Raw genomic sequence first — 15835 nt, 5'->3', positions numbered from 1 at the left:
GAGGAATCAATTCTTTATTTGATGAATTTCGATCAATTTGTTCTCATTTAAACCAAATCGGAATCACACCGACGCTCATGGGGTCTTTGGTTTTTGAATACCGTTCAAATGAAGAACTGGCTCAAGGAAGGTATTCAACCAACTGTTATCTTGGTTGATCCTCCACGCAAGGGCTTGACCGAAAGCTTTATCAAGGCAAGTAGCCAAACAGAAGCAGACCGCATTGCTTATATTTCATGTAATGTCGCTACTATGGCGCGTGGTATCAAACTCTAGCAAGAAATGGGTTATGAACTGCAGAAAGTCCAGCCGGTTGATCTTTTTCCGCAGATACATCACGTGGAGTGTGTAGCTTTGCTTGTACGAGCTGATTAAACAAGGATGTAGCTAGTGAAAGTCCTACAGTAAGGAGTTTAAACATGAAATTCCATGAATTTGGTGATAAGAATTTGCCTTCTATCTTACTGATACATGGTGGTGGAAGTTCTTGGTGGAATTATCTTCGTCAAGCACGAATCTTGTCAGAAGAATACCGTATTATTCTACCCACTTTGAATGGCCACGGCGAGGAATATCAACTTGATTATGTTTCTACTGAAGATTCTGCTTTGGAGATTCTAGACTATATCAAAGCAAACTGTGGTGGGAAATTGTTTGCGATCGGTGGTGTTTCACTTGGTGGTCAAATTGCTATGGAGCTTTTGTCAATAGACAGAGATATAGCTGAGAAGGCCATCATAGATGGAAGCCTCTGTATTCCTCAACCAAGATTAGCTAAAATCAGCATTTTTCTGGTACGTCTATTTGGTAAACTGATGTTCAGTAAATTCTCTTGCAAACTTCAGTTAAGCATGATGAACAAACTCTATCCTAAACTCGCTTATCCGGAGGAAATAAAAGATTATTATTTGGAGGATTTGCCAAGGACGCCTGTCAAAACATTGGTGACCATTTACAAAAACTATATGGGATGTTACAAGCTGAAAGATATGATTTCTGCTAGCAAGGCTCAGGTTCTGTATATCTATGGTGAAAAAGAATTGAACTGTGTGAAAGAATCAGCGAAATTATTTCAGCAGCTACATTCAAATACAATTTTGTATGAAGCAAAGGGCTATAACCACGGCTATTTATCAGCTTACCTGCCTTATGAGTGGATTGATTTGGTGGTGCCATTTTTAAAGAGTGATTCATTTATAGTAAACTGAACAAAAAATAGTACATAATTTGGTGTAACCTTCTTATGGCTTATCCAATAGATTTTCGTAAAAAAGTTCTCGGTTATTGTGAGCGAACAGGTAGTATAACAGAAGCATCACACGTTTTCCAAATCTCGCGTAATACTATTTATGGCTGGTTAAAGCTAAAAGAGAAAACAGGAGAGCTAAACCATCAAGTAAAAGGAACAAAACCAAGAAAGGTTGATAGAGATAGATGTCATTAAGTGGAGTTAGTGAGTTAGATGTCAAGGTAAAATCAAGGTTTTTGCGGGGAATCACGCAACTAAACATAACAAAGATCGATAATTTCTGACATCTTTGATTGGTAGATGATCGGACAACTTTTCATTACAATTTTCATAAGAATAAAACACGGAGGTTCTCATGAAAAAAGAAATGGAGTGGGCATCATCCAGCATAGAGGAATAATGAACCAAGGCTTCCTCACTACTGATTAGTTTCAGTGGTGAGGAGCCTTTTTACGCTTCGATGTCGATTGTGAGGCCGGACTTAAATTCCACGGTGAAGTGGCCAAAAAAGACGGCGATCTTCTCGATGAGCTTATTTACCAGAGTCTCATCAAACTCTGTGATGTCGGTTTTCTGCTTGGCGATGAAGTCCTGCAGCTCCTTGATCCGGTTCTCACAGGGTACTTCTGCGTGGGTGATTGATTTCCAAGCGGCTAATACAGCGCCAGACGATGAATTTGCAGCCGTGATTGTTCCAGTGGACGCGCCGGTAAAGCTCACTGCAGAAAACGATTTGTGCAAAGCAGTGATTGCAGGAGAAGATGTGCTTCCTGCCGGACGGGCTGGTGTGAACCACGCGCCTTCGGACAAGCCTTGCAAATAAAATACGAAAGTAGTATACTAGAATCACGATTTTGAAAACGTTTGCGTTTTAAATGAATCAAAGTAAATTAGGAGATAGCTCAATGGAATTAACAGCCATTTACCACAGACCAGAGTCGGAGTACGCCTATCTTTACAAAGACAAGACAATGCACATTCGCATTCGAACGAAAAGGGGAGATACTGAAAGCGTCCACTTGCATTATGGAGATCCTTTTATTTTTATAGAGGACTGTTATGAAGCAATCAAGGAGATGACCAAAATTACCTCCGATGCTTTGTTTGATTACTGGCAAGTGGATGTTACGGTCGGCTATGCACGACTTCAGTATCTCTTTGAACTCAAGGATAAGCAAGGTCAGAGCATCTTATATGGCGATAAGGGTTGTGTTGAAAATACGCTAGAAAACCTTCATTACGAAGGAAATGGCTTTAAAATTCCGTATATCCATGAAATTGATGCTTGCCATGTTCCTGACTGGGTGGCTGAGACGGTATGGTATCAGATTTTCCCAGAACGTTTTGCCAATGGTAATCCTGAGATTTCTCCAGAAGGTTCGCTAGCTTGGGATTCCTCTATCAAACCAAAGACGAGCGATTTCTTTGGTGGTGATTTACAAGGTATTATTGACCATCTGGATTACCTGCAAGACTTAGGGATTACAGGACTTTATCTCTGTCCTATCTTTGAATCTCCAAGCAATCACAAGTACAATACGACGAATTATTTCGAAATTGACCGTCATTTTGGAGACAAGGAAATCTTCCGTCAACTGGTGAAGGAAGCCCATCGGAGAGGTATGAAAATCATGCTGGACGCTGTTTTCAACCATATCGGAGACAAATCTCCACAGTGGCAGGATGTTCTCAAACATGGTGAAGATTCTGTTTACAAAGACTGGTTCCATGTTCAAGAGTTCCCAGTGACCAAGGACAAGCTGGGGAATCCAAGAAAGCTCCCTTACCATACCTTTGCTTTTGCCAGTTATATGCCCAAGCTCAATACGGCAAATCCTCAAGTGAGGGACTATTTGCTAAGCGTTGCGACCTACTGGATTGAAGAGTTTGATATCGATGCTTGGCGCTTGGATGTGGCAAATGAAGTCGACCACCAATTTTGGCGAGATTTCCGGAAGGCTGTCCTGGCTAAAAAGCCTGACCTTTATATTATTGGAGAAGTCTGGCATACTTCACAGCCTTGGCTAAATGGCGATGAATTTCACGCGGTCATGAACTATCCATTATCTGATAGCATTAAGGACTATTTCTTGCGTGGTGCCAAGAAGACCAGTCAATTTATCGATGAGATCAATAGCCAGTCTATGTACTATAGACAACAGATTTCGGAAGTGATGTTCAATCTCTTGGATTCGCATGATACGGAGCGCATTTTGGCTACGGCCAAGGGAAATGTCCAACTTGTTAAATCTGCCCTTGCTTGCCTCTTTTTACAAAGGGGAACACCGTGTATCTATTACGGAACCGAGTTAGAATTAGACGGAGGTCCAGATCCTGATTGTCGTCGTGTTATGCCTTGGGAGCGTGTTTCTGACAGTAATGAGTTGCTTATGTTCATGAAGAAATTGATTCAGCTTCGCAAGGATGTTTCAGACATTATCCAACATGGAACCTATAGCCTGAAAGAAATCAAGCCAGATGTAGTGTCCCTAGAATGGGATTATGATGGACAAAAAGTCCAAGCTATTTTTAACCAGTCAACTGAAAACTATCTTGTAAATCGTGATTCTGTAGCGCTAGCCAGTCATTGCCAAGAATTGGATAATCAGCTTGTCATCTCGCCAAAAGGCTTTGTAGTTTTTGTGGAGAAATAGATAATAAGGTGTAAAAGACTGTAATGATAGGCAACCATTCGTTCCAGTCTTTTTTGTATTTATGTAGTATAATAAAGGAAAGTAATGAAATGATAATAATCAGAAGGAAAGAAGTCAACTTATAAAAGTACCTTTATCGTAGAGAATATTTATTAGATAGCAAGGAAGAGGAAAAAAATAAAACTATTTAAAAAAATTTCCTGTCTATTTATTATTATAGTTGGCGCCCTTCTACTAAATGCCTGTACCTCGCATAAAGAAGACAAAGAAAGACTAGTTCGATATCTCAATAAAGTCTATGGAGAGAGTACTTATGTGATAAAAGAAGATCCTAGTCATCCCTATTATTGGTTTGTGACCCTGAAGGATTATCCTGACATTTCTTTTACTTGTAGTGTGTCCCATGATTGGCTCGCAATGGGTTCCCCCTTTATTCATTCTGATTTTGAAGAAGTATTTTGCACAAGAGCCCTTGCGGAATATAAGGAAAATCATAATCTAGGTGATGATGTCCTTTCCTATCTCCATCCTGAAAATTTTGTCTATTCTACTGAGGTTGAAAATTTAGATCAACTAAAAGAATCCTATGACAAGATGTTGGACTTTATCAACTATACTAGCCTGAAGTATCCTATTTTAGCTGAAACTGATTGCTTCGGGGTACGAATGGATATCAGTGGTATTCGATTAAAGAGCTCGAGGAGAAATCTTGATGGGACAATTGATACCAGTATTTATCAACAAGTTTGTAATGCAGAAAATGGGAAATTAAACATAACATCTTTTGAGAAAATTCGTCAAGAATTGGAACCCCAACTACGAACACACCCTGAGAATCCTAATGGATTTGTATTTGTGGTAAACTCGACTTCTTTTGTACTGGGGAGTGATACGCTTGATGATTGTTTAAATAAGGATGTTGAATTAGAATCCACCACAATAGGGGAACTCAAAAAGATTTACTTACAACCTGGAGAAGTCAGTGAAAGCTATATATTATCTAGAGTCTATAATGTTGGAAGTCTATCTTATTATACAAAATTTAAAATTCAGGTGAAAAACCTAAGCGATAAAGGATGTTCTCTTTTAGATGGAACGTTGATAAAGGCTGTCATCTCTGATCCGGCAAGTATGTATATTGGGGATGTCTATTACGAATTTGATAAAAGAAAAGAGTTAACCGCTGATTTATATGACATGCTTGGAATAAAAAGGCCCTCCACTAGTGAAGAGGAGAGCGACGGAGTTCCCTATAAAAATATAAGAGTTTTGTTTAAGATGAGGGTCTATTTCAAAGAGATAGATAGCGTTACCTTATCCTATCAGGAGTAGTTGATTTTTCACTCCCAGATTGTATTCTGAGCTCTTACTCCGTATCGATTTGGGGACTGATCACTATTGAAATTCGCCACAAATTGATAGCTGTTCCATAGTACATAGTCGGCAGTTTGCAGCCTCAGACTGAAGTAGGTATCGTGCTTCACTTCTTTAGCATCAGCAGGTTTTAGTGAAAAGATATCTGTTAAGTTTCTCGTTTTAAAATCAGTGATTGTGAGTTTGGAGAGGTCTTGGTCGCTGATTTTAACTTGGGATAGTTGCGGGCTGTCTGCTGAGATTTCATAGTATGTGACGACGCAGTTCTCGAGTTTATCAGAATCTTTCCACTTTGGTGTAATGCTCATCAGACCGTAAGATTGACCATCTCGGACAATTTCGAGCAGTTCTCCATAATAGAAATGGTCATTGCGTTTGTTCACAATCTCACTCTCGGGATTTTTTCCAGTAAAACTGAACCCCTGATTCAGTAGTTCTGAAGCTCTTGTTTCACCTACCACCACACTGGTCTTGTCGATTTGAACTGGAATAGGTTTAGCGGGGACACCAGTTATCATGATACAGAACATAAAGATTAAGGTGGTCAAGAAGGTAGCCCCGATGATAGCATTGGTTGATGAATAGGGACCACGATCTTTCTTTGAACGACTTACTATAAATATTACCAAGTTGACAAACTGTCTAAACAGCATGCTCGCTACAACAGTGGCGAATTGAGCCTTTAAACAAGTATAGAGAGCTGCTGGAAAATTGCCCATTTTAACATACAGTGCCACTAAAGTGAAGATATTAGCTAGAACAAAATAGAAAATAAATAGGTTGGCTTCTTTGAGAGCGTTCCTATTAGTGATATCTTCATATTCAATATGGTAGCGTCCTTGAAAACCTTGCCCGAACTGATACATCCACTTAGGAACTTCTTTGCCAGCGCTGACGGCACTTGCCAGTTTAAAATAGAGATAAATCGTAAAGACTAAGAACAGGCAAAAAATAAAATAAAAAGTCAAAGCAAATATAAAAAAGCCCATCGCTATTCTCCTTTTTAGGCGATAATCCACATTTTGGATACACCTACATTATAACACTTTATAAGGAAAACATCTGAAGATACTATTCATCAAGTAAGAATTACACTTTAGTGATAATAAGCTTTTATAAAACGTAAATAACATCATTCAACATAGAAATTTTGGAGGAAAAACAAATGGGAATGATTGCTAATTTTCAATATATAAACGATCAGTACTTACATCAACTGAAGGCCTTTAATGGTGAAGGAGATGATCAATTTGAGGTAGTAGAAGAGGAAGCAGAACTTTTACTTGATATAGATAAAATGTGGGATGTTCTTCATTTTGTGCTTACAGGGGTTGGAAGTTCAAACCCTAGTCGGAATGATCCTTTGAGCGTGGCTGTTTTGGGTGTGACGCCACTTGAAAATGTTGCGGAATATATTGCCTATACAGAAAAATCAAAAGTATCAGAGATTTGTTCGGCTTTGAAAAACTTTGATATGGAAGAAGCCATGGCGCATTTTAGTATGCAAGCTTGTAAAAAGGCAGACCTTTACCCCGATATTTGGGATTATGATGACGAAGAGGAAGAGATTAAAGAAGAAATTTGCGATTATTTCCAAGCGATGAAAGAGTTTTACCAGAAGATTTTAGAGCTCAATGGTAATGTCATGGTTACTATTTCTTAGAAAGCTTTGCAAAGGTATCTCAAAGAATTAAACAGCTTGAGGTTAAAAATGGATAAAGAAGATTTACAAAAAGCATACCTTGACTTGGAAAAAGAAGGCTTTCCTTCTGGCAAAAGAATCAAATTTGTAGCTGATCTGGGTAGTTCCAAAGAAATCGCATATCATTACGAACTGATTTGCAAAGATTGGAATGAAGGTAGAAATCTGCATTTAGAAGGTAGCTTTAATAAACATGGAAAAGATGGCTTAGAGTTTTTATTTGAACAGTTGGATGAAGTTAAAGATGAAAAACAAAGTGTATTGATTGCCTATCTTATAGCGGAAATCCTTTCTAAATCAAAACATCGAGATTTTTATAGCTCATTTTGTGACCAACTGATTCCTATCTTTACTGTACTTTTAGATATAAAGAATCCTATTCTTCGTCAAAAGGTGGTCATAGCTTTAGGTTGGATAGGATCAGCAAAAGAAATTGAACTTTTAACAAGACAAATGCTTGATGATGAAGACGCCCTTTGTCGTGCATGGTCTGCGACGAGTCTTATGCAACTATCCTTTCATAGAGTAAAAGCAGAAATTATATCCAAAAAAGCAAAGGCCAGTTTTATTCAAGCCATTACTGAAGAAAAAGATCCTTATGCTTGTGGTTTGATGATAGAAGCAACTCAACTATTATTTGGCAAGAGATGGATATCATCTTCTGCAGTGGAAAATGTGGAGCTTGAAAAAATAGAAAAAGCTCAAAAATCTGCTATTAGATTCCTAAGTAAGTTTTAAGGGATAACCATATAGAAGCATTGGAAAGTTTATTGACCGATAAGTATTAACAGCTCTCAAATTGAGAAACAATACAGCTCTAAAACTACAAAGGAACATATTATCAATATCAGCCCCTGAAATGTATGAATGTTGTGGTCATCATTGTTTCTTTCTACATAGTAAGCCTGCAGTACACTGAAACTACAGGCTTTTGTCGTTTAAGTGGTATAATAGAAGGAAAAACGAGAAGTATTTTTATATATAAAGGGTTCCAAGATCCAATATTAATCGAGGATGGTATGAGATAAAAAATGAAAAAAGAAGATTTGTTGGCATTATGGAAAGGAATAAACTGGGAAAAACATGATTCGGGGATCTATTTTTTAGGGCAATGTCGCAATAAAGCCGTAGATATTCATTTTACAGGCTATTGTGAACAGGATCTACTCTTGTTATCGGATGATTTGATGTCTAGACTCTACAGGGATCTGGAGCAGATAGATAAAAAAGCTCAAAAGGTTATTCAAGATAACTGGCCTGATGAAGCTATTTCAGAACTGGAATTAACTGAGCTAATCTTTGATAAAAACGGTTCTTATGGCGAATTTGCTCTAGGATATGATGCAGGTGACTCTCTGGCTGGGCCACTTTACCTGCTAGTGAAATTCGACAAGCAGTTTCAAGCCGCTAGAGAGGTTATTTGTGAAATTTACTAACTTGCCTGAAATTAAAAGTATAAAATAAGGTGATAAAATGAAAGAATATCTGACAGAATGGATACGTTTAAAAGAGGATTTCAATCTTCAAGATGGTGACAGATCAAGTGTTTTAGCTCTCTATCAATTTGTGGATAGACTTTCTCAGATTGAGGAGATAGAGGCGAAGAAGGTATTGGTGGATGTGTATCAAAAACTTGGTATGATGGAGAGTGCCTTTAAAGTCTTCTCGACTATGGTTGATAAAACAGACCGAAAACAAATGAAGAAATTCACCACTTTACAAGAGTTGAGCAAAAAGCGTGGAAACGACTTCGCTTTACCGCGTCCATTAACAGAGACAGAGGAGGCTGAGAGAAGGGAATGTTTAAAAGATTTACCTCAGTTTCTCTACCATCCTGATCCGCTGGCTACGGGTGCTTTTGAGGAGGGAGAAGAGAAAATCTGTCCTTGTTGCGGTAAAAAATCAAGTGTTTATTATGCTATGCGGCCTTACTGTATCGATGATGTCGACTATCTCTGTCCGATGTGCATCGCAAATGGGGAAGCAGCGAGAAAATTCGATGCAGAATTTGTTCAAGAAGCAGAATGGATCGGAGAGCCAGATGAAGAGAAAAACAATATGCTTTTCTACCAAACACCAGGATACCTAAGCTGGCAGGGAGAATATTGGCTCTCATGCTGTGATGATTACTGTGCCTATTTGGGAACGGTTGGAACACAGGAGTTGAAGGCAATGGATATTGCTGATGAAGTATTAGCAGAATACCACGAGCGCGATGAGTTTGCAGATGTAGAAGATTATCTTGTAAAGGATGGTTCCCTTTGTGGGTATTTATTTAGATGTCTCCACTATAAGAAATACCATCTCTGGGTAGATGCAGATTAGGTTATTAGAGTAGCTAATCAAGAAGGTTTCGAGGTTATAAGAAAGGAATTGTGTTTTGGAGAATTTAGAGATTTTTGAAATTGCAAGCAAATACTTTCTAGGACAAATGACCGATTTTAAAAACTTGTTGGTCAGAAAAATCAATAAATTAGACAGTACGGATTGGGTACATAATAAGGGAAGCATAAAAACTTGCAAAGCCGATGAAGCTGGTCGAAAGATGCGTTGTAAGGTAGGATTGAAATATGGTCTAAAAGTCGAATTATCCCTTAATGAGGCAGAGCTGATCTGGGAAGCATTTCAGAAGTTTTTTAAAGAAAGCTATTTCGAAAAGATTGAAAGAAACAGAAACAATGAAGAGTTAGGAAGATATGAATTTATTGCAAGAACTTCTAAGGGAGATGAAATTGAATGCAGCATTTACCTAGCAAATGAATGGAATATCCCTCAGTTTTCGATTTCAGGATTTGTTTCTTCCCGCTATAAATCATGTGATTTTAGCCAGTAATGGAAATGATAGGTAAAAAGGTGAGCTATGAAGCACTTAGACTGGGACAATATACAGAAAAGCTTAGAGACCTTGTTTGTTTTGGATGATTATGTAACGGATTCATCAAAAGATTATTTGAGATTGATACGAAAGAAAGAAACGGACTTTACTATCCGATACAGTATTGATAACGGTTCTGGGGATTCTTTGGATGTGATTTTTACAAAAGATGTCATCTTGATAAAGGGATTTGATCATGAAAGCAGTCTCAATCAGTTTGCTGCTGACCAATGGAATCAGGACCTTATCGACAGAATTTATGAAGGTATTGACGATAAATGGCTGAATCTTTTAACTTCAAAGGAAAGGAAAGAAACGACATTTTGTATCTGGTATGATGGTGCCGTTCATCAAAATAATATTGAGAATCATAATGACGGGGCCTGGTTATTGGCCTACATCTTTGATACGTTCGAACGATTTCAAGAATTTGTGACAGAATATTATTCTTTTGATTTTGATGATCAGTTACTGACAAAACTCTATACTGATGGGACGTTGTCTGATAGAGAATTGGCAGAACTGACACATGAATATCGAGGTTAGAAGAAATGGAACTGACGCTAAAAAATACCCCAGAAAAATACAAAAAATGGTAGAGAAACTCTTACCCCCTTTATTGGAATTATTACAGAAATTAACCTTGTTGGAAGAAGAAATCTATGAATGCAACAAGGAACTGGATGCTGAAACGATTGTACTCAAGATACCCTCACATCAGATTCATCCCAAGTGGAAGGACCTGATGGACGAATATCATCAACGCTATCTGGCACTCATCGAAGACCATGTAAGCGAAAAATGCTTCTCAAAAGGACCTAGAAATTCCTATGGCCATCCAAGTGAGTATTCGTATTTAAAGGGCGAGGATTTTTTCGTTCAGTTTACCATGCGAAAAGAGGATAGGGCGACGGTCATTCTACAATTTGAAGAAGATCTGGCGATGAAACATAAGTTTGTGCTCAGGTTGATAAATGATAAATGGTTAATTGATGAGAAATTCTATGGTTTTGGCGATGAAAAAATATGGTATGTCGATATTCTCTGAAAAAAATCCCTATGTACCCTTCAGCAATAATCACAAATTATCTAGACTGCAATTCCTTAAAATTAGAAGTCTAAACAATGATTTTGAATTTGTTGTCCAAGACTTAGACGAGGTTTGATATGAAAGGTCATAAGCGAAAAGATTACCTCTATCGGTATTTACTCTATCGGTTTGAAAAGGAGGCTTGCAAGAATAGTGGTCTGGAAGGGATCAATCAAGAGATTAAAGAAAGAATCTGTCAGCAGGCAACAAAAACCACCAGACGAATTAGTGTATTTGTTGGTATGGTCTACTTGATTCTGTTTTGCTTGATAATTATCTGGTTGAATGCGAATTGCTCCCAAAATCCATTTTTTCTATGGTATCAAGGCTATATAGAATCACTATTTCCATTGATCAATGGTGATTGGGGGAGTAGTTGGATTGAGAAAAAAGGGACGATATTATGGATTGCTATCAAAGCTTTCCCCATATTTGTTCTTAATGGGGCGCCCTTTCTTTTGCTTGTGCTACTGATTGCGAATAGAACCTTGAAAAAGAAATTAAAGGTTGAATGTATCAACTAAGGAGAAAATTGAAATGGGTAGAATAGTTGTAATCAGTTCGCTGGCTTTTCTTGCATTGGCATTTTTGGGGATTGGACTTGGCATGTATTTCTTCCTCAAAAGGCTGGTAGTGAATGGGAAATCCATCTTAGATGAGCCGGTAAATGAACAAACTCGTACAGACAAGATGGGGCTTGGCGAGCTTTTGGTTTATTTGTCGATAATTGCGATTGCTGGTGTTTTTGTAGTCCAAATAATGAGTAGGGATGGAACTGGTAATGCTATCTTGGCTAGAATTGTCATCCTACCACCGATTATGGCACTTTTTAATGCCAGAAAACGCACGGGCAAAGCTATGATTGCGCTTGTGGTTTCTTTTATGGTGGCCATATTTGTTATGATTGCATACGGACAGATCGGTTCACCTCCCAAAGCGCCTGAACTAAAGATAGATGATAAGCCAATCACGCTAACACAAACAAGTGTGAGTGATCTTCTAAAAGAAGGTTTTGACATCTACATCAGGGATAATGACAGCTTTAGTAACGATTATGATGAGGCTCTTTCTTCAGGGAAAATCAAAAAATATCAGGCTGATAAGAGTATTTTTATCGAAAAAGGTTTTCATCGAGATAGCAATGCTGTGTCGTATGCTCCCTATCTTCTTGGCAAAGATGGTTTAATCCTTGGAAGTATTGCCTTATACGGGGATGAAATAAAAGAAACTGTCTTAGAGGACTGTAAAATTATCCAGTTTAAGCTGGATGAAGACCGTATTTCAGTAGCAAAAACAAAAGCGATTTCTTACAAGCTGGATGGTGTGGATTTACTAGCTAGGTTTGAGGAAGGGAATATGCGAACTACTTTTGGTGATAAATTATGGTCTGTCCCGCCTGCCCAACCTCTAGACTCGACCCAACTATGGTATGGACTTCAGTGGAAAAGTCGTAGCGATCACCTATTTTGGAATGAATATTTTTCCTTAATTCGCTTGGATGAAAACTACCAAATGATAGACTTTGAGCTAGTTGGAGAGATAGCGCGTGATGATTAGTGAAATAAAGATCTACTAAGTTTTTTTGATATTATTCTATTTGTACTTTGGTCAGGATTAGTATATAATCTATCATAGAGTCATTTACTAACTAGGAGAAGAATCATGGAATTAAAAGATTTTACTGAGAAAGAACAAGAGATGATTAAGCAAGGATTGACAACATCTGAGATTAGTGATAAGGAAACCGCAGCTAAAATTCTTGCCCTAGTGCCTCAGGAATGGATCAAACGCATTCCCTTTTTCGTGCGAAAACATGCAACAACTCGGACAATAAAGCGAATTTCTATCGAACATCCAGAACTTTATGCTATTGCTAAAAGAAATGGTGAGATTCCTGAGAAGGAACGAGAAGAATTGCGCCAAATTATCACGACTATCTTTGAACAAAAGATGAATAAGCATAGTATTAAGTAGAGAATTAGAGAATGAAAATATATTTTATTGGCGGTTTGGGAAGCAATGTCTATCATAGCAAGGATTTTCTTCTAGAACTAGATTCGCAGGTCTATTTTCTCAATCCATATGAAACGCATCTTCGAGATGAAACAGAATTGAAATCATGGTTCAAAAATGAGATTGTAGAGGGAGAATCTATCTGTCTGATAGGTCATTCTCTTGGAGGAGATTTAGCTCGTTATCTTGCATCGGAATTTGAAGAAGTGAAGAAACTGATTCTTTTGGATGGTGGCTATCTAGATTTAGATAAGATTTTAACTTTAGATGTGGAATTAGAGGAAACTAAAAACTATATCAAATCTCAAATTATTTCGGACTTAGATGTTCTTATTTCTAAAGAAAAATCTGAAGCAAAGCATTGGTCAGAAAATATGGAGAAAGCCGTAAGACAGTCCTATCACTGGAATTTTGAGTATAATAGATATGAGTTAGCTATAAATTATGAAAATATAGAAGCGATACTCCGCCTACGGAGGAAGATACAAGCGTTTAAGATAGAAGTGGGAGATACCTTGTTTATTAGTCCTTGCAATTCTAATGAAGCTACATGGAGAGAGGAAGCCCTAAAAGAATTACTAGACTATTTTGATACTATTTTTCTAGAAAACGTTAGCCATGAGCTTTATACTGAAGCCCCCAAAGAAATCGCTAGTATGATTAATGAATGGCTCTCTCATTCTCTCTGAGATAGTGATTGAATAGTGATTATTAATATAGAATTAAAGTCTACTTAGACTCAACAAAAAACGAGCAGGCTCTTTTTCTGTCATTCAGAAGAGAACTTGTTCGTTTTGTGCTTTTCTTCTTTTAAAACATGCTACGACACGTATGATTAAACGCATTTCAATCGAACATCCAGAACTTTATGCTATTGCGAAAAGAAATGGTGAGATTCCTGAGAAGGAACGAGAAGAATTGCGCCAAATCATTACAGATATTTTCCAAGAAAAAATGAATAAGCATAAAATCAAATGATATTCTTTTATAAAAATTAGTTGCTAAAAGTCTGTCTTACAAAAATGTAAGATAGGCTTTTTAAATGTAAGATGAGTGTACGATTATGTGTGGAAATGTATGCTATACTCTATGTAGATCAAAATGAAAGAGGTTTATTATGAAAAAATGGAATGCAACGCAGTTGAAGTACCTGATGGCAGCTATAATGGTTTTAGACCATATTCCCCATATCACTGGGCTAGTACCTCCCTTATGGGAAGGTATCTTTCATGCTATGACCCGTTGTGTGGGAGTTTGGTTTGCCTATATGGCTATGGAAGGATTCATACATACTCGAAATCTGAAAGACTATCTCATCCGTCTCTGGAGTTGGGCTCTTATCATGTTCGCAGGAAATAGCGTACTTAATGCTCTGTTTGCCTCCAAGGGAGTAATGGTTAATAATAACATTTTCTTGACTTTGGCAATCGGTGTCACCATGCTTTGGATTGGCTTTCCTAGAAAAGAGTTGGATAAGAAGGAGAAGTTGTGGCGTCGGATTGGAGTTGCAGGTCTCTTGATTTTCGGTTGTCTTTTTACTGAAGGTGGTATCACTATGCTTCCTTTTCTCTTGATTAGTTACTCTTGTCGGAATCGCAAGGGATTGCGAAATCTCCTCTATGCCTTTCTGTGGGCCTTCTTGTTAATGACTTCCATCCAAATTTACGACACTTGGCACCAAACACTGGAAATGATGCTTTTCAATTCTGACTGGCTCTTTGTCACCGTCTTTCCTTTTATGGCCTTGTATAATGGGGAACGTGGCGAACAAACTATATGGAATAAGTATTTCTTTTATATTTTCTACCCAGCTCATTTATGGATCATAACTTTGATTGCTTATTTGGTTAAGTAGCAAAAAAGCAAATAGCAGTATTAACTGTCTATTTGCTTTTCTTTTTATAAAATATACTTCTCAATCGCACGCGCAACGCCTTCTTCTTCATTGCTGGCTGTAACGTCATTAGCAAGGGATTTGACATGGTCACTGGCATTTCCCATAGCAATGCCCAGTCCTGCAAACTGAAGCATTTCGATATCGTTATTGGCATCGCCCATGGCCATAATCTCTGAGGGATCGATCTTCAAAATCGCTGCTAGTCGAGAAAGAGCAGTAGCCTTTGTTGTTCCAAGTGGCATGGCTTCATAAATGACAGGCTGCGAACGAACTCCGCTAAATTGTTGGCAGAGTTCCTCAGCGAACCGCTGCTCAAAATCGTCTGTTTGTTCTTTTGTTCCTAAAAACATACCTTGGAACATCCGATATTTGCCACTAGTGGCTTCCTCAAGGGAGATTTCAGTCAGGTCTGAAAAGACTAGCTTGGCATCATTTTGAACGATTTGATTAGGCTTGCCACCGAGGACAAAATAATGCTTCTCATCAAAAAGAGTCAACTGGACGTCGCTTTTTTCTGCTAAGTCATAGAGGTATTCAATGTCTGATGGACTGAGTTCTTGCCAGTCAACTAGACTCCAGTCACTGGTCTGATGGGTTGAGCAACCATTATTGACAATGACGTACTCGTTCTGTAGGTCAAGTCCTAGTTGTTTATAGTAGGGGAGGACACCGAAAAGCGGGCGACCTGTACAGAGAACCAGTTTGACACCATTTTCAATGGCTTGGTGAATGGCAGTGATGTGGGCTTGCGGGATTTCCTTGGCTTCATTGAGGAGGGTTCCGTCCATATCCAAGGCTAGTAGTTTAATCATAAGACTTCCTTTTCTAGGTGTTTTGCTTTTATTATAGCATATTTTGAGGGAAATAAGGATTACTATGTCAATTTAGGACGTTTGGATGACAATTCAAGATTTGAAGAGGATATTTTGTAAAGATATGCTATACTAAAGTTGTCAAAGTTGCAACTAGACAAATATTAAA

The 15835-nt window shown here is 38.0% G+C and carries 19 protein-coding genes and 3 pseudogenes; 19 read left to right on the top strand and 3 right to left on the bottom strand.

The window, feature by feature from the left end:
• Positions 1-5: 5 nt before the first annotated feature.
• The 4 genes and pseudogenes from AC4ME5_RS01125 to AC4ME5_RS01110 all read left to right on the top strand — a co-directional run.
• Positions 6-116, top strand: a pseudogene (locus AC4ME5_RS01125) (phosphoribosylanthranilate isomerase); the annotation flags it as partial.
• Positions 109-375 (top strand): annotated as a pseudogene (locus tag AC4ME5_RS01120) (23S rRNA (uracil(1939)-C(5))-methyltransferase RlmD); the annotation flags it as partial. The pseudogenes AC4ME5_RS01125 and AC4ME5_RS01120, both read left to right, overlap by 8 nt.
• A 44-nt stretch (positions 376-419) precedes the next feature.
• Positions 420-1208 carry an alpha/beta hydrolase gene (locus tag AC4ME5_RS01115; RefSeq protein ID WP_491799397.1) on the top strand — a complete coding sequence of 263 codons (789 nt, stop codon included), beginning with the start codon at positions 420-422 and terminating at the stop codon, positions 1206-1208.
• Positions 1209-1243: 35 nt separating this feature from the next.
• Positions 1244-1435, top strand: a pseudogene (locus tag AC4ME5_RS01110) (IS630 transposase-related protein); the annotation flags it as partial.
• A gap of 264 nt (positions 1436-1699) precedes the next feature.
• Here the strand turns inward: AC4ME5_RS01110 and AC4ME5_RS01105 are convergent.
• Entirely contained in the window at positions 1700-1990 is a 291-nt protein-coding gene (locus tag AC4ME5_RS01105) for a DUF4368 domain-containing protein (RefSeq protein WP_231076080.1), read from the bottom strand.
• 164 nt (positions 1991-2154) lie between these two features.
• Between AC4ME5_RS01105 and AC4ME5_RS01100 the strand changes: the two genes are divergently transcribed.
• Positions 2155-3903 (top strand): glycoside hydrolase family 13 protein, encoded by a 1749-nt coding sequence (locus tag AC4ME5_RS01100; protein ID WP_491799395.1) that lies wholly within the window; start codon positions 2155-2157, stop codon positions 3901-3903.
• Between the two features lie 315 nt (positions 3904-4218).
• Positions 4219-5235 (top strand): hypothetical protein, encoded by a 1017-nt coding sequence (locus AC4ME5_RS01095; RefSeq protein WP_491799393.1) that lies wholly within the window; start codon positions 4219-4221, stop codon positions 5233-5235.
• A gap of 8 nt (positions 5236-5243) precedes the next feature.
• On the opposite strand, the gene AC4ME5_RS01090 is transcribed toward AC4ME5_RS01095, so the two are convergent.
• A complete protein-coding gene (locus AC4ME5_RS01090; protein WP_491799391.1) occupies positions 5244-6266 on the bottom strand; it encodes a hypothetical protein in 1023 nt (340 codons plus the stop codon).
• Positions 6267-6442: 176 nt separating this feature from the next.
• Between AC4ME5_RS01090 and AC4ME5_RS01085 the strand changes: the two genes are divergently transcribed.
• The 13 genes from AC4ME5_RS01085 (at position 6443) to AC4ME5_RS01025 (ending at position 14812) form a co-directional block, all read left to right on the top strand.
• Positions 6443-6940, top strand: coding sequence for a YfbM family protein (locus AC4ME5_RS01085; protein WP_096422237.1), 498 nt, complete (start codon positions 6443-6445; stop codon positions 6938-6940).
• 48 nt (positions 6941-6988) lie between these two features.
• Positions 6989-7717: a HEAT repeat domain-containing protein gene (locus AC4ME5_RS01080; protein WP_061588168.1), complete on the top strand. Its 729-nt coding sequence runs from the start codon at positions 6989-6991 to the stop codon at positions 7715-7717.
• Positions 7718-8010: 293 nt separating this feature from the next.
• Positions 8011-8415, top strand: coding sequence for a hypothetical protein (locus AC4ME5_RS01075; protein ID WP_007521909.1), 405 nt, complete (start codon positions 8011-8013; stop codon positions 8413-8415).
• A 37-nt stretch (positions 8416-8452) separates the two neighbouring features.
• A complete protein-coding gene (locus AC4ME5_RS01070) occupies positions 8453-9304 on the top strand; it encodes a CbrC family protein (RefSeq protein ID WP_491799388.1) in 852 nt (283 codons plus the stop codon).
• Between the two features lie 55 nt (positions 9305-9359).
• Positions 9360-9812, top strand: coding sequence for a hypothetical protein (locus AC4ME5_RS01065; protein WP_061588170.1), 453 nt, complete (start codon positions 9360-9362; stop codon positions 9810-9812).
• Between the two features lie 27 nt (positions 9813-9839).
• Positions 9840-10400, top strand: coding sequence for a hypothetical protein (locus tag AC4ME5_RS01060; protein WP_007521912.1), 561 nt, complete (start codon positions 9840-9842; stop codon positions 10398-10400).
• On the top strand, positions 10384-10902 hold the full coding sequence (locus AC4ME5_RS01055; RefSeq protein ID WP_007521913.1) for a hypothetical protein: 519 nt from the start codon (positions 10384-10386) through the stop codon (positions 10900-10902). Before AC4ME5_RS01060 ends, AC4ME5_RS01055 begins: the two co-directional genes overlap by 17 nt.
• A 119-nt stretch (positions 10903-11021) precedes the next feature.
• The gene (locus AC4ME5_RS01050) at positions 11022-11468 is read left to right on the top strand and encodes a hypothetical protein (RefSeq protein WP_007521914.1); all 447 of its coding nucleotides are present in this window, start codon (positions 11022-11024) and stop codon (positions 11466-11468) included.
• Positions 11469-11481: 13 nt separating this feature from the next.
• The gene (locus tag AC4ME5_RS01045) at positions 11482-12501 is read left to right on the top strand and encodes a hypothetical protein (RefSeq protein WP_491799385.1); all 1020 of its coding nucleotides are present in this window, start codon (positions 11482-11484) and stop codon (positions 12499-12501) included.
• A 105-nt stretch (positions 12502-12606) separates the two neighbouring features.
• Entirely contained in the window at positions 12607-12918 is a 312-nt protein-coding gene (locus AC4ME5_RS01040; RefSeq protein WP_007521917.1) for a hypothetical protein, read from the top strand.
• Positions 12919-12929: 11 nt separating this feature from the next.
• Positions 12930-13646, top strand: a complete 717-nt coding sequence (locus tag AC4ME5_RS01035) for an acyl-CoA thioester hydrolase/BAAT C-terminal domain-containing protein (RefSeq protein WP_491799383.1) — start codon at positions 12930-12932, stop codon at positions 13644-13646.
• Between the two features lie 142 nt (positions 13647-13788).
• Positions 13789-13935, top strand: coding sequence for a hypothetical protein (locus AC4ME5_RS01030; protein ID WP_007521921.1), 147 nt, complete (start codon positions 13789-13791; stop codon positions 13933-13935).
• Between the two features lie 139 nt (positions 13936-14074).
• Positions 14075-14812, top strand: a complete 738-nt coding sequence (locus AC4ME5_RS01025) for a TraX family protein (RefSeq protein ID WP_007521923.1) — start codon at positions 14075-14077, stop codon at positions 14810-14812.
• 44 nt (positions 14813-14856) lie between these two features.
• Here AC4ME5_RS01025 and AC4ME5_RS01020 read toward each other — a convergent pair whose 3' ends face one another.
• Positions 14857-15666, bottom strand: a complete 810-nt coding sequence (locus AC4ME5_RS01020; RefSeq protein WP_007521925.1) for a Cof-type HAD-IIB family hydrolase — start codon at positions 15664-15666, stop codon at positions 14857-14859.
• Between the last annotated feature and the right edge of the window lie 169 nt (positions 15667-15835).

The organism is Streptococcus sp. A69 (genome assembly GCF_058556195.1).
Note: the sequence above shows the minus strand (reverse complement) of the source record. Positions and strands in the feature narration are given on the sequence as shown.